We start from the raw sequence: 26,466 nt of genomic DNA, 5'->3' as shown, positions 1-26,466 counted from the left end.
GGATGGTACGGGGAAGCGCTACGGCCATCCGGCAAAGGGATGAGCGCATCAATACCGGATGGTAGCACCAGCCGCCCTTCGCTGCAGGGCGTGGAGCCGGTGGCCGCGGTCGGGTACCCCCACGTCGACCTGCTTCAGCGAGGCTGTTCCAGCTGCGCATACACGGCGTCGGCGATCTTGCCCAACTCGGCTTTCGGCAGCCTGGCCGACAGGGCGTAGCCCATCTGGCCATCGATCCAGTAAAACACGCCCAGGTCCTTTTCCCGCGTGTAGCGGAATGCCGTTTCCTGCCTGCCGGCCCGCTCCCTGGCCACGTACAGGGTCAGGCGCTTGCCCGTGCCCTCTTCGTACATGAACTGCGCCACGGGACCATCGCCATCGCCGGGCAGCAGGCGTCCGCCGATCAGGTGGTAGCCGAGCGGCGATAGCACGGGCGGCTGCAAGGTGCTGCCCAGGCGTTTCGACAGCCATTGCACCAGGTGCGCCTCTTGTTCGACCCCCACTTCCACAGGGTGGCGCACTTCGGGCGTGTAGACGGCATGGGCGATGGCGGCACTGCGCGCCAGGGCCAGGGGGCTGGCGCTGGCGGCCCGCATGTCGCCGCCATCGCCGGCATCGCCGCGCAGCAGCCAGCCGCCCATGCCGCCGGCGAGCACCAGCACGACGGCCGCTGCCGCCTGCATGGCGGGGCGGTACCAGGCGTAATTGGCCGCCGGCGGGGCCGCTGCCTGCCGCAGCGCCGGTGGCACGGCTTCGTCCAGCACAGGATCGAACAGGGCGCGCAATTGCCGGTTTTGTTCGCGCCAGGCGTGCACCCTGGCGGCGTCCTCGGGGTGTGCACGCAGGTGGGCGTCGATGGCCGCGCGCTGCTCTTCCGGCAAGACGCCGTCGGCCACGGCATGCAATTGCGCTTCGCTGATGGCTTGCATTGTCATTTCACGACTTTCAGGGTGGGAGGGCCGCTACCCTGGCTGCAGGCAGGGCTGCCATCGAGCAGGGTGCGCAGTTTGTCGCGCCCGCGCGACAGGCGCGACATCACGGTGCCGACGGGGATGTCCAGCGTGGCCGCCACCTGCTCGTACGACATTTGTTCGAGCGCGACCAGCAGGATCACTTCGCGCTGCCCCAGCGGCAGGCGGGCCAGCGCCGCATCCATTTCGCCGATGGCGATCGCTTGCCCCGGCGCGCGCTCCGGGGCGTGCAGCACAGTGTCATCGTCCAGCTCCTGCAGCGCCAGGCCGGGGCGGCGCAGCTGATCCACGTGCAGGTTGTGCATGATGGAGAATAGCCAGGGCCGCATTTCGCCGCTCCGCTGCCATTGATCCAGTCTGCGCCAGGCCCGCTCCACGGTGTCCTGCACCAGGTCGTCCGCATGCAGTCGTCCCACCAGCGCGCGCGCATAGCGGCGCAGGCCTGGCAGGCACGCTTGCAGCTGGCGGCTGTCCTCTTGCGTGGTCATCGTGGAGAGGGGGCGGGTAGCTTAAGGCTTGACGACGTGCCACACGTTCTTGAAATTGTCGCCTGCGACGTCGCCCGGCTTCTTGTCTTCCTTGTACAGGTACAGGGGTTTGCCCTTGTAGGTCAGCTGCATGGCGCCGTTGTCTTCACGCTTGATGCTGCCATACGGGGCGGCGGGCGCCGCGTCGGTGGCGATGACGGCGGGCCAGGCGACCAGGCAGCCGCCGCTGCAGGCGCTCTTGCCGCTGTCGGCGACATCCTTGTCGAACACATACACGGTCATGCCGCTGGCGTTGACCAGCATGCCGTTGGCGGGCATGACGTCGGCGGCGAAGGCCATCGGGGCGGACAAGGCGGTGAAAAGGGCGGTAGCGGTAAAAGTGGTAAAGCGCATGATGGTCTCCTTGAGGTTTTGAGGGCTTGCAAGGGATAGACGCGTGCCGCCTGCCGTTTATTCCCGGGCAGGCAAACTATTTTTTTCCGGCGCATGCAGGCTGGCCCACAGGTGGGCGGCGGCCATGGTACGGTGCGGCGCATACTGGCGCAGCCACTGTTCCGTGCGCGCCATGTCCGGTTTCGTTTCCTCGCCCAGCAGCCTTTGCAGGGCGGCGCGGATGGCCACGTCGCCATGCAGCGAGCAGTCGGCGTAACCGTAGCCGCGCAGCAGCGCGTAGTTGACGGTCCACGGGCCGATGCCCTTCACGGCCAGCAGCGCCTGCGAAATGGCCGCCACGTCGCCGGATGCCGGCAACTCCAGCGACAGGGTGCCCTCGTCGACCAGGCGCGCCAGGCGCAGCACGGTTTCCGCCTTGGCGCGCGAGAATTTGCGGCTGGTCAGTTCTTCCACCGACAGCCTTGCCACGTCGCGGGCCTCCGGGTAGCACCACAAACCGCTGCCGTGCCGGCGCCCCGCCTGCAAGATGAAGGTGCGGCGTAGGGAAATGGCGAACGACAGGTTGATCTGCTGGCCGATGATGGCCCAGGTCAGCGCCTCGAAGGGACTGGCCGACTGCACGATGCGCAAGCCCGGATTGACGCGGATCAATGGCGCCAGCAGCGGATCGCCGGCGGCCAGTTGGGCGAATGGCTGCGGATCGATGCGCAGGCCGAGGATGTTCAGGAGCGCGCCGTGCAGGGGTGCTCGAAGATCGGCGACGGTATTGTCATTGTCGTCAATCTCGGCCTGGCAGACGGCGGCATCGTCCGTGAACGCCACATCCAGCACGACAGGCACCCCTTGCAGCAGGATGCCCTTGCGCAGGCCCGTCGGCGTGACGTGTTCGGCCACGGCTTCCGTGTCACGGCTGTGGAAGGCGATGACATCGTCGCGGCGGTAGCCGGCAGGCAGGGGGAGGGTCCAGTGCAGCAGTGTCATGGTGGGCCAAAGTCAGGGACGGTATCAGGAGGGTGATGCTGGGGCATCCCGTTTCTTGCTTTCTGTCTTAGCGCGCGCAGATATCGGTGGTGGGTGGCGTCAGGGCGGCCGCGTGCTGGATTTGCAGCGTGTCGGGCACGCCGTTTTTCACGGCCGTCAGCTCGGCCAGGATGGAAATGGCGATTTCGGCCGGCGTCTTGCTGCCAATGTACAGGCCGATGGGGCCGTGCAGGCGCGCCAGCTGTTCCGCGCTGACGTCGAACTGCAGCAGCCGCTCGCGGCGCTTGGCGTTGTTGGCGCGCGAGCCGATGGCGCCCACGTAAAAGGCGGGCGACTTCAGTGCTTCCATCAGGGCCAGGTCGTCGAGCTTGGGATCGTGCGTGAGGGCGACGACGGCGCTGCGGCTGTCGAGTTTCAATTCCAGCACCAGGTCGTCGGGCATGGCGTGCAGCAGGGGCACGCCGGGCACGTTCCAGCCGCCGCGGTATTCCTCGCGCGGGTCGCAGACGATGACGTGGTAATCCATGGCCGTGGCGATTTGCGCCACGAAGCGCGACAGCTGGCTGGCGCCGATGATCAGCAAGCGCCAGCGCGGGCCGTGCTGCGTGGTGAGTATGCCATCGTCCAAGGCCAGCACGGCACCCGGCACGGCGTTGTGCAGGGTGACGGCACCGCTGTGCAAGTCGAGCCGGCGCTCGACCAGTTCATGCGCTTCCAGGCGCGCCAGCAGTTCGGCCACGCCGCTGCCCGCATGCAGTGGTTCGATGGCCAGTTCGATGGTGCCGCCGCAGGGAAGGCCGAAGCGGTGCGCCTCGTCGGCGCTGATGCCGTAGCTGACGATGTCGGGCTGCGTGCGCACGATGCCGTGCACGCGGACGGTGTCGATCAGGTCATCCTCGATGCAGCCGCCGGAAACGGAACCGACCACCGTACCATCGTCGCAGATGGCCAGGGTGGCGCCCACGGGACGGGGGCTGGAGCCCCAGGTCTTGATGACGGTGACGAGTTCGCAGCGGTGGCCGGCGGCGAGCCAGGCGGCGCTGGTTTTCAGAACTTCAAGGTCGATGCTGTCCATGGGGTGCGGGAGTGATGCCGCATGTTTGCGGCAAAGTATGGAAAAGTATTCAAGATTGTGGATATACTACCTGCTCCACCACCCTGCGGAGAATTTTCATGTCCAATGAAGTCAAGACGCAAGAAGAGGGTATTCCCAAGTTCGGCAAGCTGCTCATTGTGCTGTTTTTAGCCGTGGTGTTCTGCGGTGCCCTGACATGGATTATGGGCACCTACTTCCCGAACTTCCCGGGCGCCTGACCAAACCTGCTGCGCGTCGCGCTTTGCGGCCTGCGATGCTCACCGTGCTAGAGCACGGTTGCGCTTCTTAGCCACAAATCACTGCCGCTCGCGACGGTTTTGTCAGGCGCCTCCCTTGCTAATCAGGCCTAAGGCTTGAGCGGCTTCTTTGCCGCCTGCTTGGCGCGCACGTCGGTGACGGCGCGGTTGATGGCTGCCATGCGCGAGTTGGTGCCTGGATGCAGGGCCGTGTAGCCGTTGGCCACCGTGGCCGGCACTTGCGTGGCCAGGCGCTGCCAGAAGCGGGCGGCGTTGTCGATGTTGTAGCCGGCGCGCGCCAGCAGATAGATGGCCAGGGTGTCGGCTTGCACGTCGAGTTCCTGCGGCATGGCCTTGATGCCGGCGGCGCCCGTCAGCATCGATACGTCGGGCTGCACGGCGCTCAGGCTGTCGATGATGCTGCCGGCCGTGCCGGCCGAACGCTGGCTGCGCGCGTGGTCGAGGATGTTGTGCGCCATTTCGCGGGCGATCACGAAGCCGATGCCTTCGTCGTTTTGCGCCGCATTGACCATGCCGCGCGTGAGCATGATGCGCGCGCCGTCCGAATACGCGTTGATATTGTCCGCATTGCCCAGGGCGACGCGGAAGGCGCAGGCGCGCGTGACGGGAATCTTCAGGTCCTGCTGCTGGCCATCGCGGGCGATGGTCATGTTCAGGCTCGCGCTTTTCGAGGCCAGCGGGCCGACGATGGCGCCAAACGGGCCTTCCGCCTTGGGACCGGCGGGCAGCGGCTTGCCTTCGGCGGCCAGCAAGCCGTCACCCTTGCGCAAGCCGGCGCGCGCGGCGCCGCTGCCCGGCAGCACGCCCGAGACCTGCATCTGCTCGCCATAGCCAAGCGCTGCCTGCGCCGCGTCGGCATAGATGCCCGGGTAGGAATACTTATTTTGCGCCGTGAAGCCCAGCAGGTTGCGCGCATACGTCTTGCACAGGTCTGCATTGTTGATCAGCAGGGGCGCCGAGACTTTCGACAGGCGGTCCTGCAGCGCCACCATCTTCACCAGTTCTTCCTGCGCCGCCCTTTGCTGCGCCGTCAGGGCCGGCGCATCGGGCGCCGGCACGACGTTGAACGGGCCACTGACATTCGTCGTCGGCGTAGTGCAGCCGGTCAGTATGGCCGCGCCGGCCAACAGAAGGGGAGTGGCCAATCGGCGCAGCGAAGTCGTGGCTGGGATCAGATGGCGGAAACCTGGCATAAGAAAATCCTTAATGTTTGCCGGTGCTGCCGAAACCGCCAACACCGCGTTCGCTGTCGCCGAATTCCTCGACGACGTTAAAGCCCACTTGCAGCACCGGCACGATAATCAGTTGCGCCAGGCGTTCCATGGGGTTGAGCGTGAATGCGCTCTGGCCCCGGTTCCAGGTCGATACCATCAGCTGGCCCTGGTAATCGGAGTCGATCAAGCCTACCAGATTCCCCAATACGATGCCGTTTTTGTGGCCCATGCCGCTGCGCGGCAGGATCATGGCCGCATACGACGGGTCGCCGATGTGGATCGCCAGGCCAGTGGGAATGAGCACCGTCTGCCCCGCTTCGATGGTGATGGCTTCGTCGATGCAGGCGCGCAGGTCCAGTCCGGCGCTGCCGGGCGTGGCGTAGGCCGGCAACAGTTCTTTCATGCGGGCGTCGAGGATCTTGATGTCGATATTTTTCATTGAAGCTGAGTCGTATATAAAGGAGTTATTTGAGTAGCGAATTCTTGGCGAGACGCTTGGAGATCTCCGAAATCAGCTGGCGCGCCAGGTTCAGTTTCGAGGCGCGCGGCAGCACGGTATGGCCGTCTTCATCGAACAGGATGATGGTGTTGTCATCCTGGCCGAAGGTGTTCTGGCCGATATTGCCGACCAGCAGAGGAATGCCTTTTTTCTCGCGCTTGGTTGCGCCGAATTCCACCAGGTTTTCCGATTCGGCGGCAAAGCCCACGCAGTAGGGATAGCCGGCCAGGTTGGTGCGTGCAGCCACGGTGGCGAGGATGTCGGGATTTTGCACGAACTGCAGTTCGGGAACGGAGCCGTCGGCCTGCTTTTTCATTTTTTGTTCGCTGGCGTTGGCGACTCTCCAGTCGGCCACTGCGGCTACAGCGACGAAGACATGCTGGCCGTCGACGTGGGCCAGCACCGCATCATGCATCTGCTGCGCGCTTTGCACATCGATGCGGCGTATGCCGAATGGCGCGTCCAGGGCCGTGGGACCTGAAATGAGCAGCACTTCGGCGCCCGCTTCGCGCGCCGCGCGCGCCACCGCATAGCCCATCTTGCCCGAGGATAGATTGGTGATGCCGCGCACGGGGTCGATGGCTTCAAAGGTGGGGCCGGCCGTGACCAGCACGCGCCTGCCCGCCAGCACTTTCGGCTGGAAGGCGGCGATCAGCTCCGTCAACAGCTGCTCCGGTTCCAGCATGCGTCCCAGTCCCGTTTCGCCGCATGCCTGTTCGCCGGCCGCAGGGCCGAACAGCTGGATGCCGTCGTCGCGCAGCTGCTGCACATTGCGCTGCGTGGCGGGGTTCTGCCACATTTCCACGTTCATGGCCGGCGCCACCAGCAAGGGCAGGTGGGCCGGGCGGGCCAGGCACAGGGTTGACAGCAGGTCGTCGCACACGCCGTGCGCCAGCTTGCGCATGAAGTCGGCCGAACACGGCGCGATCAGGATGGCATCGGCGTGGCGCGTCAAATCGATATGCGCCATGTTGTTATCGATGCGCGCATCCCACTGGCTCGTGTGCACGGGGTGGCCGGACAGGGCCTGCATCGTCACGGCCGTGATGAAGTGGCTGGCCGCATCCGTCATCACCACCTGCACCGAGGCGCCAGACTTGGTCAGGGCGCGGCACAGTTCCGCCGCCTTGTAGCAGGCGACGCCGCCCGAGAGTCCCAGGACGATTTTTTTGCCGGACAATTCCATGCCGTTCTCCTGCGTGTTTATTTGTTCACCCGGCGCAGTTCATCGATGATGAACAGGGCCGCGCCGATGCAGATGGCGCTGTCGGCGATGTTGAAGGCGGGGAAATGGCCCCAGCTTTTCCAGTGGAAGTCGAGGAAGTCGACCACATGGCCGTAGATCAGGCGGTCGATGGCGTTGCCCAGCGCACCGCCCAGTATCAGCGCCAGGGCCCAGCAGAACATGCGCTGGCCGGCGTGCTTTTTCAGCAGGTAGATGATGTAGATGGCCGCCGCGAGGGCGATGGCGGTGAAGAAATAGCGCTGCCAGCCGCCCTGGTCGGACAGGAAGCTGAATGCAGCACCCTTGTTATACGCGAGCACCAGGTTGAAATACGAGGTGATGACCATTTCCTGCGCATAGCGGAAGGTCTTCAGGATCGTGATCTTGGTGATCTGGTCGAACAGGATAACGATGGCGGCAATGCCCAGCCAGGGCACCAGCGACGATGAGGAGGACGATTTCGATGAAAAACGGTTTTTAGTGGCCATATTTTTCCAGGGAAGATAAAGCCGCCGCCACCTGATGCCAGGTGGCGGACGGTAGCTGGGCGCAGGCAGCGCCCCAGGATGACAGTCTATGCGAAACGGCGCGATTCGCCTTTTCCAAACAGGTTGCTGACGCAGCGGCCGCACAAGGTGGCATGCGCGGCGTCCGTGCCCACGTCGCTACGGTAGTGCCAGCAGCGTTCGCACTTCGGTGCCGTCGACGCGGCCACGACCACCTCTTCGGCTGCTTCGTCGGCCACTTCGGCCACGGTGGCCTGCGAGGTGATGAAGACGAATTTCAAGTCGTCGCCCAGGGTGGTCAACAGCTTGTACTTCATCGGCGCGGCCTTGATCGTCAGTTCCGCCTGCAGCGAGGAGCCGATGGCGCCCGAGGTACGCAAGTCTTCCAGCTGTTTTGTGACGTCCGTGCGCACGGCGCGCAGGGCCGTGTATTTCTGCAGCAGGTCGGCCGCGTCCGACACTTCCGGCAACTGCCACCAGGTTTGCGTGAAGATGGTTTCATCGCTGGCGGCATACGCTTCCGCGCCGGCGAAGACGGCCCATGCTTCTTCGGCCGTGAACGACAGGGCCGGGGCCATCAGGCGCAGCAGGCTTTGCGTGATGTGCCACAGGGCAGTTTGCGCCGAACGGCGCGCGTGCGACGTCAGGCCGGAGGTGTACAGACGGTCCTTCAGGATGTCGAGGTAGAAGCCGCCCAAGTCTTCCGAGCAGTACGTCTGCAGCTTCGACACGACCGGGTGGAACTCGTAGCGCGCGTAGTTGTTCTCGATCTGCGTTTGCAGCGATGCCATGTTGGCCAGCGCATAGCGGTCGATTTCGAACATCTCCGCGACCGGCACGGCGTCCGTGGCCGGGTTGAAATCCGAGGTATTGGCCAGCAGGAAGCGCAGCGTGTTGCGGATGCGGCGGTACGCTTCGGTCACGCGTTTCAGGATTTCGTCGGAGATCGACAGCTCGCCTGTGTAGTCGGTCGAAGCGATCCACAGGCGCAGGATGTCCGCGCCCAGGGTATCCGAGATCTTTTGCGGCGCCAGCGTGTTGCCCAGTGACTTGGACATCTTCTTGCCTTCGCCATCGACCGTGAAGCCGTGCGTCAGCAGTGCCTTGTACGGTGGACGGCCATTCAGCATCGACGACACCAGCAGCGACGAGTGGAACCAGCCGCGATGCTGGTCCGAGCCTTCCAGGTACAGGTCGGCCGGGAATTGCAGCTGCGTCGAGTGCGAACCATGGCCTTGCGGGCCGCCCAATACCGTCTGGTGCGTGGCGCCGGAATCGAACCACACGTCCAGCGTGTCCTTGTTCTTGGCGTAGATGGCCGCTTCGTCGCCGATCAGGTCTTGCAAGTCCAGCGCCTGCCATGCCTCGATGCCGTTCTTTTCGATCAGCTTGGCCACCTGCTCCAGCAGTTCCGGCGTGCGCGGATGCAGGTCGCCCGTTTCCTTGTGCACGATGAAAGCCATCGGCACGCCCCACTGGCGCTGGCGCGACAGGGTCCAGTCGGGACGGTTGGCGATCATGCCGTGCAGACGCGCCTGGCCCCAGTCCGGGAAGAACTCCGTCTCGGCGATGCCTTTCAATGCCGTCTCGCGCAGGGTCGCGCCGCCGTCCTTCGGCGTCACGTCCATGCCGGCGAACCACTGCGACGTAGCGCGGTAGATGATCGGCGTCTTATGGCGCCAGCAATGCATGTAGCTGTGGTCGAACATCTTCACTTCGAACAGCGCGCCCGCTTCGCGCAAGGCGTTGCAGATCGGTTTCGACGCTTCCCAGATGGTCATGCCGCCGAACAGGGGCAGGGTCGAGGCGAACTTGCCGTCGCCCATGACGGGCTTGATGATGTCGTCGTCCTTCATGCCGTGCGCCTTGCACGAGATAAAGTCGTCCAGGCCATAGGCTGGCGCCGAGTGCACCACGCCGGTGCCGCTTTCCGTGGTCACGTAGTCGGCCAGGTACAAAGGCGACAAGCGGTCGTAGAAAGCGTCGCTCGCATGCAGCGGGTGGCGGAAGCTGATGCCGGCCAGGGCCGCGCCGTCGCAGGTGGCGATCGTCGTGCCATCGAGCTTGAAGCGCGCCAGGCTGGCCACGACCAGGTCTTGCGCCAGGATCAGCAGCAGCGGCTGGCCATCGCGCTCGGTCTTCACCAGCGCATATTTCACTTCCGGGTGCACGTTGAGCGCCTGGTTCGACGGGATGGTCCACGGCGTGGTGGTCCAGATGACGATGAAACCGTTATCCGTCGGCAGGGATGGCAGGCCGAAAGCTGCGGCCAGTTTTTCCGGTTCGGCGAATTTGAAGCCGACGTCGATGGCGGGATCGCGCTTTTCCGCGTACTCCACTTCCGCCTCGGCCAGCGCCGACTGGCAGTCGAAGCACCAGTTGACGGGTTTCAGGCCGCGGTAGACATAGCCTTTTTCCAGCAGCTTGCCCAGCGCGCGCAATTCGTCGGCTTCATTGCCGTGCGCCATGGTCAGATACGGGTTGTCCCACTCGCCCAGCACGCCCAGGCGGATGAAATCCTTCTTCTGGCGTTCGACCTGCACATTCGCATAGGCGCGGGCCTTTTCCAATACTTCGGCCGTCGGCAGGTTCTTGCCGTGCAGTTTTTCGATCTGGATCTCGATCGGCATGCCGTGGCAATCCCAGCCTGGCACATACGGCGCATCGAAGCCGGCCAGCGAGCGCGATTTGACGACCATGTCTTTGAGGATCTTGTTGACGGCGTGGCCCAGGTGGATGTCGCCATTCGCGTACGGCGGACCGTCATGCAGGATGAATTTAGGACGTCCGGCTGCTGCCTTGCGCACGCGCTCGTAAATTTTCTTGTCTTGCCATTGCTGTACCCATTGCGGTTCGCGCTTGGCCATGTCGCCGCGCATCGGGAACGGGGTTTCCGTCATGTTGACCGGGTATTTGCTTTCAGGCTTCTTGTTCTGCTTGGGCGTGGCTGGCTTGTTTTGATCGGACATAATCTTCTTTAATGGTATGGAGTCTATTTTTGTAGCGGGTTTGTGGCGGCAGGCGCCGCCAGGCGGCGGAGTTGGCCGGCGTCAAATTCGGTCGGTAGCGGTAATGGCGCCGCTGCGCTGCTCAAAATAGGCGCGCGCCTGGTTCGAGTCGCGCTCGATGGCGGCCGTCAGGGTGGGTAAGTCGTCATACTTTTCTTCGTCGCGCAGTTTTTGCAAAAACTCCACGCGTACCAGCTTGCCGTAACAGGACTGGGCGAAATCAAACAGATGTACTTCCAGCAAGACGCGGCCGCTGTCGTCGACGGTAGGGCGCACGCCCAGGCTGGCCACGGCCGGCAGCGGCAGCGGCCCCAGGCCGTGCACTTGCACGATGAAGATGCCGGACAGGGCAGGACGGTGCGCCACGCGCAGGTTCAGGGTGGGGAAACCCAGGGTACGGCCCAGCTTCTGGCCGTGGATCACGTGTCCGGAAATGGCGTACGGGTGGCCCAGCAACTGCGTGGCTAGCGGGAAATCACCGGCGGCCAGGGCCAGGCGCACGGCGGACGACGAGATGCGCGTGCTGCCATTCATGACGGTAGGTAATGTCTCTACATGGAAACCGTATTCGCGGCCCGCTTCCTGCAGCATGGCGACGTCGCCGGCGCGCCGGGCGCCGTAGCAAAAATCGTCGCCAACCATTAGCCATTTCACGTGCAAGCCGTCGACGAGGACTTTTTGCGTGAATTCCTGCGGCGTCAAGGCGGCGAATTGCGCGCTGAAGTGCTCGACGACCACTCTGTCGATGCCGGCGTCGTCCAGCGATTGCAGCTTGTCGCGCAGGTTGGCGATGCGCTGCGGGGCTTTGGACAGGTCGCCCGCGCGCTGCGCAAAGAATTCGCGCGGGTGCGGTTCGAACGTCATCACGGCCGCTTCAATGCCGAGTTCGGTCGCAGCGCCGCGCACGCGCGCCAGCAAGGCTTGATGGCCGATGTGGACACCGTCAAAATTGCCGATGGTCAGAGCGCAAGGCGCTCGTGCCTGGGCATTGGGAAGTCCGCGGAATACCTTCATAGGAATCTGATGAAAACTGTGCCAAAAGGGGGATTATACGGACTGTTTCAGGGATGCACACCCGGCAGGGCGGGCACAGGGGTAATTTCCCTGCTGAAATGATAAAAAGCGTTGCCGGCGGGTGTGCTGGCAACGCTTTAGTATTGATTCAATACACTATCAACGTCGAACCCAGGCGTAGCGAGCGGCAGTGAGGCTCGGCGCCCCCTTGTGGCCAAGAAACGCAACCGTACGCTAGTACGGTGAGCATCACAGGCCGCAAAGCGCGACGCGCAGTAGCTTGGGTTCGATGTCAATTATTTGTTCATCAAGGTCCAGTAACGGGCCAGGTCCGCAGCGCCATCCGTGCCCTTGACGGCCTTGAACGCCGTCGTGGCATTGGACTTTTTGCCGGCGTGCATGTAGGCGATGCCCAGATGCAGCTTGGCTTCTTCCGCGTACTTGGCGGTGCCCAGTTTCACGGCATCATTCATCAAGCCCAGGCCCTTTTCAGCCTGGCCGTCGTAGACCAGGGCAAAGCCCAGCTTGCTCAAGCTGTCGGCGTCCTTGTTCTTGACGTATTCTGCTTCCGACTTGGCGGCGCTGGCTTTCAGGTCGGCCTGGGTTTTCAGGGCCAGGTCTTTCAGGCGCTGGTGACGGGCGGCATCGGCGCCGGTACCCAGCACGCCTTTTTTGTAGCCCTGCTCGATGATGCTCAATGCTTCACCCGGATTGCCTGCTTGCAGGGCCAGCTGGCTGATTTCCATGTATTCGGACGGCTTGGTGAACAGGCCGTTGGCCAGGCGCAGGCGCTGGACGTCCAGGCCCAGGCGTTGCGAGAAGCCTGGTTTGCCCGAAACGCGGTTCAGCAGGTCGGCCCAGTAGCTGGTCTTCGGATAGCTCGATGCCAGTTTTTCCAGGGTGGCCACATAGCCGGCCTTGTCGTTTTGCTTCAACTGGATGTTGGCCAGCATTTGCAGGCTCGCTTCCGAGTTGCCGCCGCGTGCTTGCAGTTCCTTGGCCGCTTCGGCGAAGTTGCCGCTGACGTAGTAGGTCTGGATCAGCAGTTCGCGCATCTGTGGATCTTCGCGGTCTTTCAGCGAGCGTTTGATCCAGGTGATGGTGTTCGGCCAGTCCTTGGCGCGGTAGTACATGCCTGCCAGCGCTTGCGTGAATTTGGGGGCTTCGGCGGCGCTCAGGCGGCCGGAATTGATGACGGCTTCAAAGGCCTTGATGGCGGTGCCGTTATCGCCGGCGGCAGCAGCGGCCGAGGCGCGTACGCGCTCGATCTGGTAGCTTTCAAAGGCGGTCTTGCCGCCGACGCTGTCAGCTTCGCGCAGCTTGGCCAGCGCTTCCTTGTTTTTGCCGCTGCTAGCGAGTTTTTGCGCTTCTTGCAGTGGCTTGCCCACTTCGGCACGCACGGTGTCCGCGGCGTATGCCAGCGAGCCCAGGCCGATTACGGGAGTTGCTGCGGTAAAACCGATAGCGGCCATGACGAGGCCGAGATGAGCGAGACGAAACTTGGACATAAGAAAGTCTTTCAGTAAAAAGCGAATAGGCAGGAAGTCCTGCCTATTCGGATGTAAAGATAACCTGATTGCTACAGCTTACTGGAATTGCTCGTTGCCGACCAGACCGATTTTGGTCACGCCCAGACGCTGCGCCGACGCCATCACACCGGCGACGACTTTGTATTCCACCAGCTTGTTAGGACGCAGATGCACTTCTGGCTGGTCTGCTTGCGCAGCAACGTTGCTCAGCTTGGCTTCCAGCGTATTACGATCAGGTACGACCTGATTGTCCCACAAGATAGTGCCATCAAAATCGACATCGATCGTGACGACCACTGGTTCGGTTGTCGGTGGCGGCGGGGTGCCGACCGGCATGTTCAGGTTCACCGAGTGGTTTTGCTTAGGAATCGTGATGATCAACATGATAATCAGCACCAGCATCACGTCGATGAGGGGCGTCATGTTCAGTTCCATCATTGGTTCCGGATCCGCGCCTGCTGCGCTTCCCGAACCGACATTCATACTCATAGTGTTTCCTTTAAGAAGTCCAACGAAGCACCGGGCGAAACTACCGCCCGGTCAGCTTCCGCCAGTGGCATCCCCATGTTGCCGGGACGCCGCTGCCAGCCGCTATCAGCCCTTGTCAGGTGGTTCGGTGATGAAGCCGACCTTCTGGATCCCGGCACGTTGGGTCGTGTAAATAACCCGGCCGATCGATTCGTAGCGTGTTTCTTGGTCGCCACGAACGTGTACTTCCGGCTGCGGTACTTTCACTGCTTCAACTTTAAGATAATCGAACAGTTCGTTCGTGTCTTTCAGTCTGGTCTGGCCCAGGTAGATCTCGCCGTCCTTGTTAACAACGATGTTAACGTTCTCTGGTTTGGTTTGCAGGGCTTGATTGGCCTCAATCGGCAGATCGATTTTCTGCAGCTTGAGGACAACCGGACTCGTAATCAAGAAAATGATCAGCAAAACCAACATGATGTCGACGAGCGGCGTCGTGTTGATTTCTGACATTACTTGATCTTCATCTCCGCTGTCGGAGCCGACGGACATCGACATGATTCTTATCCGATCTTTTTAGCGCCGGCAGCACGGCCAGCTTCGCTGGTCGACATGACGCCGGAAACCAGAACCGAGTGAACGTCGGCGCTGAACGAGCGGATGTCTTCCATTGCGGATTTGTTACGACGCACCAGCCAGTTGTAACCCAGAACGGCAGGAACGGCGACCAGCAGACCGAAAGCGGTCATGATCAGTGCTTCACCAACTGGACCTGCAACTTTGTCGATCGATGCGTTACCGGTCATGCCGATAGCGGTCAGCGCGCCGTAAATACCCCAAACGGTACCGAACAGACCGATAAACGGTGCGGTCGAACCAACGGTTGCCAGGAACGACAGGCCATCTTGCAGACGCGATTGGACTTTGTCCGAAGCGCGCTGGATCGACATCGTCACCCAGGTCGACAGATCGATTTGTTCCAGCAGGGCGCCGTCATGGTGCGCCGTTGCCTTGGTACCCGATTCAGCGATGAAGCGGAATGGCGAGCCTTCGCTCAGGGTTGCCGAACCAGCAGCGATCGAAGGAGCTTTCCAGAATTTGGAAGCGGCTTCTTTAGATTGCTTGAAGATCTTCATTTGATCCAGCAGTTTGGTGATGATGATGTACCAGCTGCCGATCGACATGATGGACAGGATGATCAGGGTAGCGCGTGGCACGAAACCGCCGTCCCATACTGCGGACAGGCCGAACGGGTTGTGCACTTCTTCGGTTTTGGCTGGAGCTGCTGCGTCAGCGGCTGGAGCGGCTGCTGGAGCGGCGGCATCTGCGGCAACTGGTGCTGGAGCAGCGTCTGCCGCAGGAGCCGAAGCGGCAGCCGATGCTGGCGCGTCAGCGAATGCCGGAGCTGCTACCAGAGCGGTAGTAGCGGTAACGGACAACAGAACCGCGGCAAAAAATGCGGACAAACGGGTATTCTTAAACATGCTTCCTCCAAAATTAAAAATAACAGATCGCTGAACGTAATGACAACGAAATCATAGTGTGAGACAGGGGATAACTGTCTCGGGGTTTAATCCAGCGACCAAACGTATTGCATTTGCTGCCAGCCTTGTTCCGGCTTGCCGTCAACTGTTGCCGGCTTGAATGTGCAGCGGCCGATACCTTGCTGCGCGGCCTTATCCAGGTCTCTGAAGCCGCTGGACTTCACGATCTTCGAATCAGCGACCTTGCCGTCTACACCGATCAGGAACGACAGTGTCACCACACCGGTTTCCTCATTGCGCTGCGACGACTTTGGATAAACCGGTTTTTCGCAGACACTGAAGTCAACCACGGCCGGTGTACGCACCGATTTGGCTGGTCCAGGAGTTGGCGCAGGCTGTGCAGGCGCCGCTGGCGGTGCCAATACATTCGTGGCTGGCTTCACAGCAGTCGCATTTGCAATCACGTTCTGTTGTGGTGGCGGCTGCTGCACGTTCACCTCGACTGGCGGAATGAATGGCGGCGGTGGCGCTTTCATTTCTGGCGGCGGTGGTGGCGGTGGAAGGTCCTTCGGTGGAGGCGGTTTGACTTCCTCGATAATCTTGGTTTCAACCGGTTCCATCATTTTGGTAACTAACCGCTTGCCCAAGCCCGTCGCGATCCCGTAAGCCGCGAGAACGTGCAGCAGGACAACGACAGTGATGCCTGTGTAGTTCTTGGGACTTTTCTCGTTCGAAAAATTCATGCCTGCTTTCTCCAAATACCATCTCTTGTCTTGCAACTGAACCCCAAAATGACGACACAAAGCTCCAGCCGTATCCGGGACGTCGCCGAATTATACATACGAATTCTTTATTTTACACAGATTTTTAACGCCTAAAACCGGTTAAATTTTTGGCGCTTTTGCGCCCTGAAAACGTACTTGCTTATGTCATCTTTGCACGCTTTCGGACATAAAAAAAGGCGGTCTTATCGGTTTTTTACAGCCGTTTTGGGCTACCACTGCTAAGTTCTTCGATGTGCCGATATGACGGAATTATATTTCGTGATATTCAATATAGAAACCGCTAAATTTGGAGAAAAATATTTCCTTTAAGGAATGTTTTACCTCGGAACCAGACCACTTAGCCATGTGCGCGCACCAATCGGGTGCGAAAGGAACTTCACCCAGGTCAAAAAAGACGCTCCTGGCGGCGATTTCGACGTCGCCAGGCCATACGGAATTCCTATGGTGGTATAGGAAGCGCTTATATTCTTGCCAAAATAATTGTCAATAATATCACTTATGGCCGTGCCGGCGCATCGTCGCGCCGGTTGCGCTTCTCGCGCCGGCAATTCAAGGTGCCGAGGACGAGGCCTTGCGGATCGACCGTATCGAGGTGCACATCGAAGCCCCACAGCCGTGCCACGTGCTTGAGCACTTCGACCGCCTGCTGGTTCAGCGGGCGGCGCAGGAATTGCGTGTGGCGCAGGGTCAATGCGCGGTCGTCGCGCGTATTGACGGACCAGACCTGGATATTCGGCTCGCGGTTGCCAAGGTTGTATTGTTCGGCCAGCTGCTGGCGCACGTAGCGGTAGCCGGCATCGTCGTGGATGGCGGAAATGGCGAGTTTTTCATTCTTGTCGTCGTCGAGCACGGCAAAGAAATGGAATTCGCGGATCAGCCGCGGCGACAGATACTGGGCGATGAAGCTTTCATCCTTGAAATTGCGCATGGCAAAGTCCAGGCTCTTGCGCCAGTCGCTGCCGGCGATGTCGGGGAACCAGGCGCGGTCTTCGTCGGTCGGATGCTCGCAGATGCGGCGGATGTCGCTCATCATGGCAAAACCCAGCGCATACGGGTTGATGCCGCTGTAATAGGGGCTGTCGATGGGCGGCTGATAGACCACGTTGGTATGGCTTTTCAGAAATTCCATCATGAAGCCGTCGCCCACCACGCCTTCGTCATATAACTGGTTCAATATCGTGTAGTGCCAGAAGGTAGCCCAACCCTCGTTCATCACCTGGGTTTGCCGCTGCGGATAGAAATACTGGGAAATCTTGCGCACGATGCGCACCATCTCGCGCTGCCATGGCTCCAGCAGCGGCGCGTACTTCTCTATAAAGTACAGCAGGTTTTCCTCGGGTTCGGGCGGAAAGCGGGGGGCTGCCTTGCGCTGATCTTCCTCGTCCTCATCATCTTCACGCCGGGGAAGGGTGCGCCACAGCTGGTTGATCTGCGACTGTACATACGCTTCACGCTCTTTCTGGCGCGCATATTCCTTCTCCATCGACAGTTTCGCCGGGCGCTTGTAGCGGTCCACGCCATAGTTCTGGATGGCGTGGCAAGAGTCGAGCAGCAATTCCACCGCATCGACGCCATGGCGCTGCTCGCATTCGGCAATGTAATTCTTGGCAAACACCATATAGTCGATGATGGCATCGGCATCCGTCCAGGCGCGGAACAGATAGTTGCCCTTGAAGAAGGAGTTGTGGCCATAGGCCGCATGCGCGATCACCAGCGACTGCATGGTCAGGCTGTTTTCCTCCATTAAATAGGCGATGCACGGGTTCGAGTTGATGACAATCTCGTAGGCCAGGCCCATCTGCCCGCGCTTGTAGCTTTTTTCTGTGGAAAGAAAATGCTTGCCGAACGACCAGTGGTTGTAGGAGACGGGCATGCCGACCGAGGTGTAGGCATCCATCATCTGCTCGGCCGTGATGATTTCCAGCTGGTTCGGATAGGTATCGAGGCCGAACTGTTTCGCCACGCGGCGGATTTCCTCGTGGATTTGCTCGATCAGCTCGAACGTCCATTCCGATTGCTCGGGCAGGGCGTTCGGGTGGCGCAGGCGCACGAACGGTTCGCCCGGGGTGTTGCTGGCGCGGTCAAAGGCTGCACTCATCATTTCACCTGTTTCTTGAACAGTTCGCGGAAGACCGGGTAGATATCGGCCGGTGTGACGATCTTTTGCATGGCGAAATGGGCATGATGGTCGAGCACGCCCGCATATTGCTCCCACAGGTTTTGCTGCGGGCCATCGGTGATCTCGACATACGTGTAGTACTGCACCTTGGGCATGATGGTGTTGATCAGCAACTGGCGGCACAGCACGGAATCGTTGTCCCAGTTGTCGCCGTCGGACGCCTGTGCCACATAGCTGTTCCATTGCCCCGCGCCATAGCGCTCGTCGATGATGGTATTGAGCAAGTGCAGGGCGGAAGACACCACGGTGCCGCCGGACTCGCGCGAATTGAAGAATTCATGCTCGTCCACTTCCGCCGCTGCCGTATGGTGGCGGATGAAGACGACCTCGATCTTGTCGTAGGCGCGCTTGAGGAACAGATACAGGAGGATGAAGAAGCGCTTGGCCGTGTCCTTGCGTGATTCGTCCATGGAACCGGAGACGTCCATGATGCAGAACATCACTGCCTGCGTCATCGGCTTGGGCACCTTGATGCGATTGCTGTAGCGCAAGTCGAACGGGTCGATGAAGGGAATCGCCAGCAAGCGCGTGTGGATGTGGTGGATCTGGCGGCGCAGTTCCTGCACCAGTATGTCATCCTCGGGCACGCCTTCGTGCAGCAGGGCCGCCAGGTCTTCCTCGGCCTGCGCCAATTGCTTGCGGGCGCCGCCGCCGATGGCGATGCGCCGGCCCAGTGCGCCGCGCAGGGAACGCAGCACATGGATGTTCGATGGCGTGCCCGACATATTGTAGCCGGCGCGCTGGTTCTTGAATTCCGTGGTGGCCGTCAGCTGGGTTTTTACCATGTGCGGCAATTCCAAGTCCTCGAAGAAATAATTCATGAATTCTTCGCGCGACAATTCGAAGATGAAGTCGTCTTCCGTCGTCTCGTCGCTATTGCCGGCCTTGCCCCGCCCGCCGCCACCGCCGCCTTTCGGCCTGGCGATCTGGTCGCCCTTCAGGTATTCCTTGTTGCCGGGATTGACCACTTCCCATACGCCCCCATGCGCGTGGCCGAACGACGGTTCGCCCACGTCCTTGACGGGGATGCTGACCTTTTCGCCATTTTCAACGTCCGTGATCGAGCGCCCCTTGATGGCGCGCCCCACGGCATCCTTGATCTGGCCCTTGTAACGCCGCAGGAAACGCTCGCGGTTGACGGCGGACTTGTTCTTGCTTTGCAAGCGCCTGTCGATGAGGTATGTCAAAGGGTGCCTCCTTGCCTCTCGTCTTGCGCGCCCCCGCCAGTCGCCGGGCGGGAGCGCGCCTCCGCTGTCCGCGCTAGGATGACTTGCGTACGCGCAAGTACCATTCGCATAACAGGCGTACCTGCTTGGCCGTATAGCCTTTTTCCACCATGCGGGCCACGAAGTCGGCGTGCTTGTTGGCATCGTCGGCGCTGGCCTTGGCATTGAAGGAAATCACGGGCAGCAATTCTTCCGTATTCGAGAACATTTTCTTTTCGATCACGGTGCGGAATTTTTCATAACTGGTCCAGGCGGGATTTTTGCCGCCGTTCGAGGCCCGCGCGCGCAGCCCGAAGTTCACGATTTCATTGCGGAAATCCTTCGGATTGGAAATGCCCGCCGGCTTCTCGATCTTCTCGAGTTCATTGTTCAGCGATTCGCGGTCGAAGCTTTCGCCCGTGTCCGGATCGCGGTATTCCTGGTCCTGTATCCAGAAATCGGCAAACGTCACATAGCGGTCGAAAATGTTCTGGCCGTATTCCGAATAGCTTTCCAGGTAAGCCGTCTGGATCTCCTTGCCGATGAATTCCACATAGCGCTGCGCCAGGTGCTCTTTAATATAGGAGAAGTAGCGCTGTTCGAGTTCCGGCGCGAACTGCTCGCGCTCGACCTGCTGTTCCAGTACATATAATAAGTGCACGGGATTGGCTGCCACTTCGGAATTGTCAAAGTTGAACACTTTCGACAGGATCTTGAAGGCAAAGCGCGTCGACAGGCCGTTCATGCCCTCGTCCACGCCCGCGTAATCCACGTATTCGTGCATGGACTTCGCTTTCGGGTCCGTATCCTTGAGGTTTTCGCCATCGTAGACGAGCATCTTCGAGAAAATGCTGGAGTTTTCCGGGTCTTTCAGGCGCGACAGGATGGCGAACTGCGCCATCATGCGCAGGGTGCCGGGCGCACACGGGGCCTTGACCAGCGAGGAATTGGCCACCAGCTTGTCGTAGATCTTGATTTCATCGGTCACGCGCAGGCAGTACGGCACCTTGACGATATAGATACGGTCAAGGAAAGCCTCGTTGTTGCGGTTGTTTTTAAAGGTCTTCCATTCCGACTCGTTCGAGTGGGCCAGGATGATGCCGTCGAACGGAATCGCGCCAAAACCTTCCGTGCCCTTGTAATTGCCTTCCTGCGTGGCCGTCAGCAGCGGATGCAGCACCTTGATCGGTGCCTTGAACATTTCCACGAATTCCATCAAGCCCTGGTTGGCCAGGCACAGGCCGCCCGAATAGCTGTAGGCGTCCGGGTCGTCCTGCGCGTAGTCTTCCAGCTTGCGGATGTCGACCTTGCCCACCAGCGAGGAAATATCCTGGTTGTTCTCGTCGCCCGGCTCCGTTTTCGAGATGGCGATCTGCTTCAGCACGGACGGGTAGCGCTTGACGACGCGGAACTGGTTGATGTCGCCGTTGAATTCATGCAGGCGCTTGACGGCCCACGGGCTGGGGATGTTGCGCAGGTAGCGGCGCGGGATGCCGTAATCCTCTTCCAGGATGGTGCCGTCCTCTTCCTCGTTGAACAGGCCCAGCGGCGATTCGTTGACGGGTGAGCCTTTCAGGCAATAGAAGGGCACGTGTTCCATCAGCGACTTGAGTTTTTCCGCGATGGACGACTTGCCGCCGCCGACCGGCCCCAGCAGATACAGGATCTGCTTGCGTTCTTCCAGGCCCTGCGCCGCGTGGCGGAAATACGAGACGACTTGCTCGATGACTTCCTCGGTGCCGTAGAACTCGCGGAAGGCGGGGTAGATCTTGATCACCTTGTTGGCGAAGATGCGCGACAAACGCGTGTCGTTGCGCGTGTCGACCAGTTGCGGTTCGCCGATGGCGGCCAGCATGCGTTCGGGCGCGCTGGCGTAGGTCAGCTTGTCCTTCTTGCACAGGGCCAGGTATTCGGTGAGCGACATTTCCTCTTCGCGGGTGCGCTCGTAGCGTGCTGCATAGTTATCAAAAATGGTCATGTCAATGTCCTTTAATGTAAACCTGAACTGCCAGTCACCATGGCCGCCCGCCTGGCACTCGCCTGGGCTTGCCGTCTGAACTTTTCCTGTACCCCGTACCGATTTTTATTGTTGTTTCAAGCCCGGCTGTCTTTGCGAGTCCGGATTGCCCGGACCAAAAAACTGGCGCTTGATGCCGTGCGCTGACGTGGCCAGCCGGCTTTTTTTCACTGTTGATAGCGCTTGTTGCACCTACCTTTACCCCATGAAATTAATTATTGCTCTAAAGGATCAGGAAGTCAAAAGATATGTCAGCATATCCTTAATACTTGTTTGTAAATTGTTGATTTAATTGGATAAATTATCAAATTTTTCAGCGATTTCAATGAACTTTTTTGTACCTTTTAAACCATCATACGACAATTCGCCAGCGCGTGCCGGTGCCGGCCATGCAGCCGCCGGCGCCAGTGCCATGGCGGCCAGCGCCGGTGAGGCCGGCCATCTTGCGCTAAGATGCCTGCATGTCTGATGGCGCTGCGCGCCGCGCGTGCGCGTGCCAGCACTTTTATCGTCACCTTATAAGGAATACCCATGATGAACCCCCAATTGCGCGCGATCGTCCGCGGCATGCCGAAGGCCGAACTGCATATCCATATCGAAGGTTCGCTGGAGCCAGAACTGATTTTCGCACTGGCCGAGCGCAATGGCGTGCCGCTGGGCTATGAATCGGTGGAACACTTGCGCAGCGCCTATGCTTTTACGGATTTGCAGTCCTTTCTCGACATTTATTACGCTGGCGCAAGCGTGCTCTTGAAAGAGCAGGATTTCTATGACATGACGCAAGCCTATCTGCAGCGTGCCGAAGCCGATAACGTCTTGCACACGGAAATTTTCTTCGACCCGCAAACGCACACGGCGCGCGGTGTGGCGATGGCGGATGTTATTAATGGCATTCACCGCGCCTGCCAGGACAGCCCTGTCAGCGCGGCCCTGATCCTGTGTTTCCTGCGCCACCTGAGCGAGGAAGAAGCCTTCGACACCCTGGCAGACGCCTTGCCGCACCGCGACAAATTCATCGGCATCGGCCTCGATTCCTCGGAAGTGGGCAACCCGCCCGAGAAATTCTCGCGTGTGTTTGCCCGTTGCCGCGAGCTGGGCCTGCACCTGGTGGCCCACGCCGGCGAAGAAGGCCCGCCAGCCTACATCCGCACGGCGCTCGACGATTTGCAAGTCGAACGCATCGACCATGGCGTGCGCTGCCTGGAAGACGCGGAACTGACAGCCCGCCTGGCGCGCGAACAAATCGCGCTGACCGTGTGCCCCTTGTCGAATACCAAACTGCGCGTGTTTGACCAGATGCATGACCATAACCTGGTGCAACTGCTCGATGCGGGCCTGCTGGTGACGGTCAACTCGGACGATCCCGCGTATTTCGGCGGCTACATGAACGATAATTTCGATGCCATTTTCGATGCCTTGCCGCTGGGCCTGTCCCACGCGCAACGCCTGGCGCGCAACGGTTTCATCGCCGCCTTCCTGCCGCAGGCGCAGAAAGATGCCTTCCTCGCTACCGTCGATGCGTATTTTGCCCGGCACGCCGCTGCCCACGGTGCGGCGCAGTAAATAAACGTTCATAAAGACCCGCCGCCCATGCTCCGCCTCTCCCTGAAAATGACCGGCCGCGACTGGCGCGCCGGGCAATTGCGTTTTCTGCTCGTCGCGCTGATCGTGGCCGTGGCGGCCCTGTCGGCCGTGGGCTTCTTCGTCGACCGCCTGCGCGCCGGCCTGAATCGCGACGCGCACCAGTTGCTGGGGGCCGACCTGGTCATCAGCGCTGACCAGCCTGTCAATCCCGTCTGGCGCGCCGAAGCCGTCAAGCACGGTTTTACTTTGGCCGACACGGTGACCTTTCCCAGCATGGCGCAGGCGGGCGAGGGCGAGCAGTCGCTGTCGCAACTGGCGTCCATCAAGGCTGTCTCGCCCGGCTACCCGCAGCGGGGCAAGCTGAAAATCACCACCCAACCGAGCGAAGCGCAGGATGCCGTGGGGCGGCCCACCGATCAGGTGCCAGCGCCCGGCACCCTGTGGGTCGATGCGGCGATCCTGTCCAGCCTGAACGCGAAACTGGGCGACACTTTGACACTGGGCGACAAGGCCTTTACCGTCACGCAACTGATCGCCAGCGAACCGGACCGGGGCGCCTCCTTTTTGAATTTCGCCCCGCGCGTGATGCTGCCCCTGTCCGACCTGGCCGCCACGGCGCTGGTGCAGAACGGATCGCGCGTGTCTTACCGCTTGCTGCTGTCGGCGCCGCCGGCCAAGGCGGCGGAGCTTGCGCAATATCAAGCCTGGCTGGAAAGCCAGATCAAGACGCAGGCCATCAAGGGCGTGCGCATCGAATCGCTGGAATCGGGCAGCCCGCAGATGCAATCGACGCTGGACCGCGCCGACCGTTTCCTGTCGCTGGTCGGCTTGCTGTCGGCCATGCTGGCGGCCGTCGCCGTGGCCATGGCAGCGCGCCGCTTCATGCTGCGCCACCTGGATGCCTGCGCCATGCTGCGCTGCCTGGGCTTGACGCAAAACCAGGTCACGGCCATGTATGTGATCGAATTCCTGCACGTCGGCCTGGCCGGCAGTGTGGTCGGCGTGATGGTGGGCTTCGGTGGTCACCTGGTGCTGCTGGAGCTGTTGGGCAAGCTGGTGCAGAGCGACTTGCCGCCCGTCTCCATGCTGCCCGCATTGCAAGGCGTGGCCACCGGCATGCTGTTGTTGCTGGGCTTTGCCCTGCCGCCAATTTTGCAGTTGCGCAATGTTCCGCATAACCGCGTGATACGCCGCGAGCAGGAGCCGCCGCAGGCGCTGGCCCTGGCGACCTATGGCCTGGGCATCGTCGCCTTCGTCGTGCTGCTCTTGTGGCAGGCGGGCGACGTGAAACTGGCGCTGCTGACGGCGGCCGGTTTCCTGGGCGGCTTTGCCCTGTTCGGCCTGGCCGGCTGGCTGGGCATCAAGTCGCTCAAATCGCTTCGTGGCGCATTCAATCACCAGGGCTGGCGCTTCGCCGTCACGTCCCTGCAGCGCCGTCCGGGCGCCACCGTCATCCAGGTGGTGTCGCTGGCCCTGGGTCTGATGGCCTTGCTGCTGCTGACCGTAGTGCGCGGCGACCTGATGGTGGCCTGGCGCAATGCCACGCCGCCGGACGCGCCGAACCGCTTCATGATCAATATCCTGCCGGAACAGAAAGACCCGATTGCCGCGCGCCTGGCGCAAGCCGGCGTGGCCAACGCGCCTTTGTATCCGATGATACGGGGGCGCCTGGTGGCCGTGAATGGCAACACCATCACGGAAGCAACTTACGAGGATGACCGCGCCAAGGGCCTGGCCGACCGCGAATTCAACCTGTCGACGATGGCCACCATGCAGGAAGAAAACAAGCTCGTGGCCGGAAAGTGGTTCAGCAATGCGCCCGGAGCGCCGGCAGAAGCGTCGGTGGAAGAGGGCATTGCCAAGACCCTGAAGCTGAAACTGGGCGACAAGCTGCGCTTCGACATCGCCGGCCAGCCCGTGGAAGCGGCGATCACCAGCCTGCGCAAGCTGGAATGGGGCTCGATGCGCGTCAATTTCTTTGTCATCATCAACCCGGCCGCCATGGCGGATACGCCGCAGACGTGGATCACGGCATTTCACTTGCCTCCCTCGCAGGCGGATCTGGGCAACGCCTTGCTGCGCGATTACCCGAACCTGACGGTGGTGGACGTGGGCGGCGTGCTCAAGCAAATCCAGGGCGTGCTGGACCAGGTGGTCACGGCCGTCGAATTCCTGTTCGCGTTTACTTTGGCCTCGGGCTTGCTGGTGCTGTATGCAGCATTGATGGGTTCGCAGGACGAGCGCACGCGCGAAGCGGGCCTGCTGCGCGCGCTGGGCGCCACGCGGCGCCAGCTGGCGCAGGCGCAGCTGATCGAGTTTTCGCTGGTGGGCGCGCTGGCCGGCTTGCTGGCGGCCACGGGCGCGGCCGCCATGGGCTGGGCCCTGGCCACTTACCAGTTCAAGTTCGCCTGGAGCTTCGCGCCGGGCGTGTGGGCCTTTGGTTTACTGGCCGGCGCCCTGTGCGCGATCGCCGGCGGCTGGCTGGGCTTGCGCAATGTCTTGAAACATCCGCCGCTGCAAACGCTGCGCGAGAGCTAAGCGCCCACGCTCTCGCCCGCCTGGGCGCGCAGAAATTGCGCGTAGGACGTGACCGGCTTGCCCAGCTGGTGCGGCGGCACGTCGAACAGGGCCCAGAAGTACGTCACGCGGCCCAGGCAGATGGTGGGCGCGGCGCAGTAGCGGAACCAGTTTTCGCCGATGTGCGCCGCATACATGCCGTCGCTGTCGGCGTCCGAAAAATACGGGATCACACGCATTTCCAGCAGGGCCAGCAGCAAGGACGCCGGCGCGTCGCTGTCGCGCGCCATTTCGTACTGTGTGTGCAAGCTGCGTTCCGTCTCGATGATCATCAACTTGGCGTGGCCATCGCGCGTGAAGAACAGGATGCCGCTGGGATTGGGAAAGATGTAAAACTCGACGAAGCCATGGCGCTGGCAGAATTCCAGGCCATTCATTTGCGGCATCGAATAATCGACCACCAGCACGGAGGGCACGGCAAAGCGCTGTGCCTGGGCGCTGATGCGCCAGATGCGTTCGAGATCGAGCGCCACGTTGCACTGGTCGGGCGGCAGGTTTTGCGTGTCGAAATTGACGTGCAGTGGCATCTCGCCCAGTGGCGTGCTGTGGCGCAGCCAGTGCAGCACGCTGCTGGTGTCGTGGAAAGTCTTGCGCGCCAGGCCGGGATCGAGCTGGAACGCCAGGCTTTTCAGGAAGGAATCGCTGTCGTCGATCAATACGCTCAGGGTCGGATGGGTGTAGACGGGCAGTTGCATGCGTCACCTTGCGCGAGAAGAGGGTTGGAAGCGGGCAGGCAGGAGCTGGGGAAATTCCAGGATGAAGATCGCATACGCATGCTCGCGCGATACGCTGCGGATGCGCTTGCCAGGCGGTGACGATCTGCCGGCACAGTGCCAGGCCAATGCCGCTGCCGTTATGCACGGGATAGGAATAAAAAGGCTCTGTCCCCGATAAGTAGGGGAATTCCGAGAATTTTCCTGGGGACCTGCTGTCTGACGGTACATAGCAGACAAACGGGAGTCTTCCATGCAGCCAGCCCAGTGGAAAAC

At 61.2% G+C, this 26,466-nt stretch carries 24 protein-coding genes; 3 read left to right on the top strand and 21 right to left on the bottom strand.

Annotated features, from left to right (window positions below):
• Window positions 1-134: 134 nt before the first annotated feature.
• From ACQ4WN_RS23760 to ACQ4WN_RS23740, 5 genes are all read right to left on the bottom strand, one after another.
• Window positions 135-929, bottom strand: coding sequence for an anti-sigma factor family protein (locus ACQ4WN_RS23760; protein WP_436553737.1), 795 nt, complete (start codon window positions 927-929; stop codon window positions 135-137).
• Between the two features lie 2 nt (window positions 930-931).
• The gene (locus tag ACQ4WN_RS23755) at window positions 932-1,459 is read right to left on the bottom strand and encodes an RNA polymerase sigma factor (RefSeq protein ID WP_436553736.1); all 528 of its coding nucleotides are present in this window, start codon (window positions 1,457-1,459) and stop codon (window positions 932-934) included.
• Window positions 1,460-1,480: 21 nt separating this feature from the next.
• Window positions 1,481-1,852 (bottom strand): COG4315 family predicted lipoprotein, encoded by a 372-nt coding sequence (locus ACQ4WN_RS23750; protein ID WP_436553735.1) that lies wholly within the window; start codon window positions 1,850-1,852, stop codon window positions 1,481-1,483.
• Between the two features lie 57 nt (window positions 1,853-1,909).
• Window positions 1,910-2,833, bottom strand: coding sequence for a DNA-3-methyladenine glycosylase family protein (locus ACQ4WN_RS23745; RefSeq protein ID WP_436553734.1), 924 nt, complete (start codon window positions 2,831-2,833; stop codon window positions 1,910-1,912).
• Window positions 2,834-2,900: 67 nt separating this feature from the next.
• Window positions 2,901-3,908 (bottom strand): XdhC family protein, encoded by a 1,008-nt coding sequence (locus ACQ4WN_RS23740; protein ID WP_436553733.1) that lies wholly within the window; start codon window positions 3,906-3,908, stop codon window positions 2,901-2,903.
• A gap of 98 nt (window positions 3,909-4,006) precedes the next feature.
• Here ACQ4WN_RS23740 and ACQ4WN_RS23735 point away from each other — a divergent pair, with 98 nt between their 5' ends.
• Entirely contained in the window at window positions 4,007-4,147 is a 141-nt protein-coding gene (locus ACQ4WN_RS23735; RefSeq protein ID WP_162835767.1) for a hypothetical protein, read from the top strand.
• Window positions 4,148-4,275: 128 nt separating this feature from the next.
• Here ACQ4WN_RS23735 and ACQ4WN_RS23730 read toward each other — a convergent pair whose 3' ends face one another.
• The 15 genes from ACQ4WN_RS23730 to ACQ4WN_RS23660 form a co-directional block, all read right to left on the bottom strand.
• On the bottom strand, window positions 4,276-5,379 hold the full coding sequence (locus ACQ4WN_RS23730) for a M48 family metalloprotease (protein WP_436553732.1): 1,104 nt from the start codon (window positions 5,377-5,379) through the stop codon (window positions 4,276-4,278).
• Between the two features lie 10 nt (window positions 5,380-5,389).
• Window positions 5,390-5,839, bottom strand: coding sequence for a dUTP diphosphatase (gene dut, locus ACQ4WN_RS23725; protein WP_034785229.1), 450 nt, complete (start codon window positions 5,837-5,839; stop codon window positions 5,390-5,392).
• A 25-nt stretch (window positions 5,840-5,864) separates the two neighbouring features.
• Complete coding sequence (coaBC, locus tag ACQ4WN_RS23720) at window positions 5,865-7,085, bottom strand: bifunctional phosphopantothenoylcysteine decarboxylase/phosphopantothenate--cysteine ligase CoaBC (RefSeq protein WP_436553731.1); 1,221 nt, start codon at window positions 7,083-7,085, stop codon at window positions 5,865-5,867.
• A gap of 17 nt (window positions 7,086-7,102) precedes the next feature.
• Entirely contained in the window at window positions 7,103-7,612 is a 510-nt protein-coding gene (gene lspA / locus ACQ4WN_RS23715) for a signal peptidase II (RefSeq protein WP_102119961.1), read from the bottom strand.
• Between the two features lie 86 nt (window positions 7,613-7,698).
• Complete coding sequence (ileS, locus tag ACQ4WN_RS23710) at window positions 7,699-10,599, bottom strand: isoleucine--tRNA ligase (protein ID WP_436553730.1); 2,901 nt, start codon at window positions 10,597-10,599, stop codon at window positions 7,699-7,701.
• An 81-nt stretch (window positions 10,600-10,680) separates the two neighbouring features.
• A complete protein-coding gene (locus ACQ4WN_RS23705) occupies window positions 10,681-11,652 on the bottom strand; it encodes a bifunctional riboflavin kinase/FAD synthetase (protein ID WP_436553729.1) in 972 nt (323 codons plus the stop codon).
• A 296-nt stretch (window positions 11,653-11,948) separates the two neighbouring features.
• Window positions 11,949-13,160 carry a tetratricopeptide repeat protein gene (locus ACQ4WN_RS23700; protein ID WP_436553728.1) on the bottom strand — a complete coding sequence of 404 codons (1,212 nt, stop codon included), beginning with the start codon at window positions 13,158-13,160 and terminating at the stop codon, window positions 11,949-11,951.
• A gap of 78 nt (window positions 13,161-13,238) precedes the next feature.
• Window positions 13,239-13,670 (bottom strand): ExbD/TolR family protein, encoded by a 432-nt coding sequence (locus tag ACQ4WN_RS23695; protein WP_170840419.1) that lies wholly within the window; start codon window positions 13,668-13,670, stop codon window positions 13,239-13,241.
• A 105-nt stretch (window positions 13,671-13,775) separates the two neighbouring features.
• Window positions 13,776-14,204, bottom strand: coding sequence for an ExbD/TolR family protein (locus ACQ4WN_RS23690; RefSeq protein ID WP_071075811.1), 429 nt, complete (start codon window positions 14,202-14,204; stop codon window positions 13,776-13,778).
• A 5-nt stretch (window positions 14,205-14,209) separates the two neighbouring features.
• Window positions 14,210-15,130, bottom strand: a complete 921-nt coding sequence (locus ACQ4WN_RS23685; protein ID WP_436553727.1) for a MotA/TolQ/ExbB proton channel family protein — start codon at window positions 15,128-15,130, stop codon at window positions 14,210-14,212.
• Between the two features lie 86 nt (window positions 15,131-15,216).
• Window positions 15,217-15,873, bottom strand: coding sequence for an energy transducer TonB (locus ACQ4WN_RS23680; RefSeq protein WP_436553726.1), 657 nt, complete (start codon window positions 15,871-15,873; stop codon window positions 15,217-15,219).
• A 538-nt stretch (window positions 15,874-16,411) separates the two neighbouring features.
• Window positions 16,412-18,013, bottom strand: a complete 1,602-nt coding sequence (locus tag ACQ4WN_RS23675) for a SpoVR family protein (protein ID WP_436553758.1) — start codon at window positions 18,011-18,013, stop codon at window positions 16,412-16,414.
• Entirely contained in the window at window positions 18,013-19,281 is a 1,269-nt protein-coding gene (locus tag ACQ4WN_RS23670; RefSeq protein WP_436553725.1) for a YeaH/YhbH family protein, read from the bottom strand. Before ACQ4WN_RS23670 ends, ACQ4WN_RS23675 begins: the two co-directional genes overlap by 1 nt.
• A gap of 73 nt (window positions 19,282-19,354) precedes the next feature.
• A complete protein-coding gene (locus tag ACQ4WN_RS23665; RefSeq protein ID WP_436553724.1) occupies window positions 19,355-21,277 on the bottom strand; it encodes a PrkA family serine protein kinase in 1,923 nt (640 codons plus the stop codon).
• Between the two features lie 327 nt (window positions 21,278-21,604).
• On the bottom strand, window positions 21,605-21,730 hold the full coding sequence (locus ACQ4WN_RS23660) for a hypothetical protein (protein WP_436553723.1): 126 nt from the start codon (window positions 21,728-21,730) through the stop codon (window positions 21,605-21,607).
• Between the two features lie 117 nt (window positions 21,731-21,847).
• On the opposite strand from ACQ4WN_RS23660, the gene ACQ4WN_RS23655 reads away from it, so the two are divergent.
• Complete coding sequence (locus ACQ4WN_RS23655) at window positions 21,848-22,879, top strand: adenosine deaminase (protein ID WP_436553722.1); 1,032 nt, start codon at window positions 21,848-21,850, stop codon at window positions 22,877-22,879.
• Between the two features lie 27 nt (window positions 22,880-22,906).
• Window positions 22,907-25,438, top strand: a complete 2,532-nt coding sequence (locus tag ACQ4WN_RS23650) for an ABC transporter permease (RefSeq protein WP_436553721.1) — start codon at window positions 22,907-22,909, stop codon at window positions 25,436-25,438.
• On the opposite strand, the gene ACQ4WN_RS23645 is transcribed toward ACQ4WN_RS23650, so the two are convergent.
• A complete protein-coding gene (locus tag ACQ4WN_RS23645; RefSeq protein WP_436553720.1) occupies window positions 25,435-26,172 on the bottom strand; it encodes a PleD family two-component system response regulator in 738 nt (245 codons plus the stop codon). The two genes, ACQ4WN_RS23650 and ACQ4WN_RS23645, sit on opposite strands and share 4 nt — an antisense overlap.
• Between the last annotated feature and the right edge of the window lie 294 nt (window positions 26,173-26,466).

It is taken from the genome of Janthinobacterium pasteuri (assembly GCF_051380775.1).
Lineage (GTDB): Bacteria > Pseudomonadota > Gammaproteobacteria > Burkholderiales > Burkholderiaceae_D > Janthinobacterium.
The sequence above is the reverse complement of the archived record's forward strand: the minus strand, read 5'-3'. Positions and strand labels throughout refer to the sequence as shown.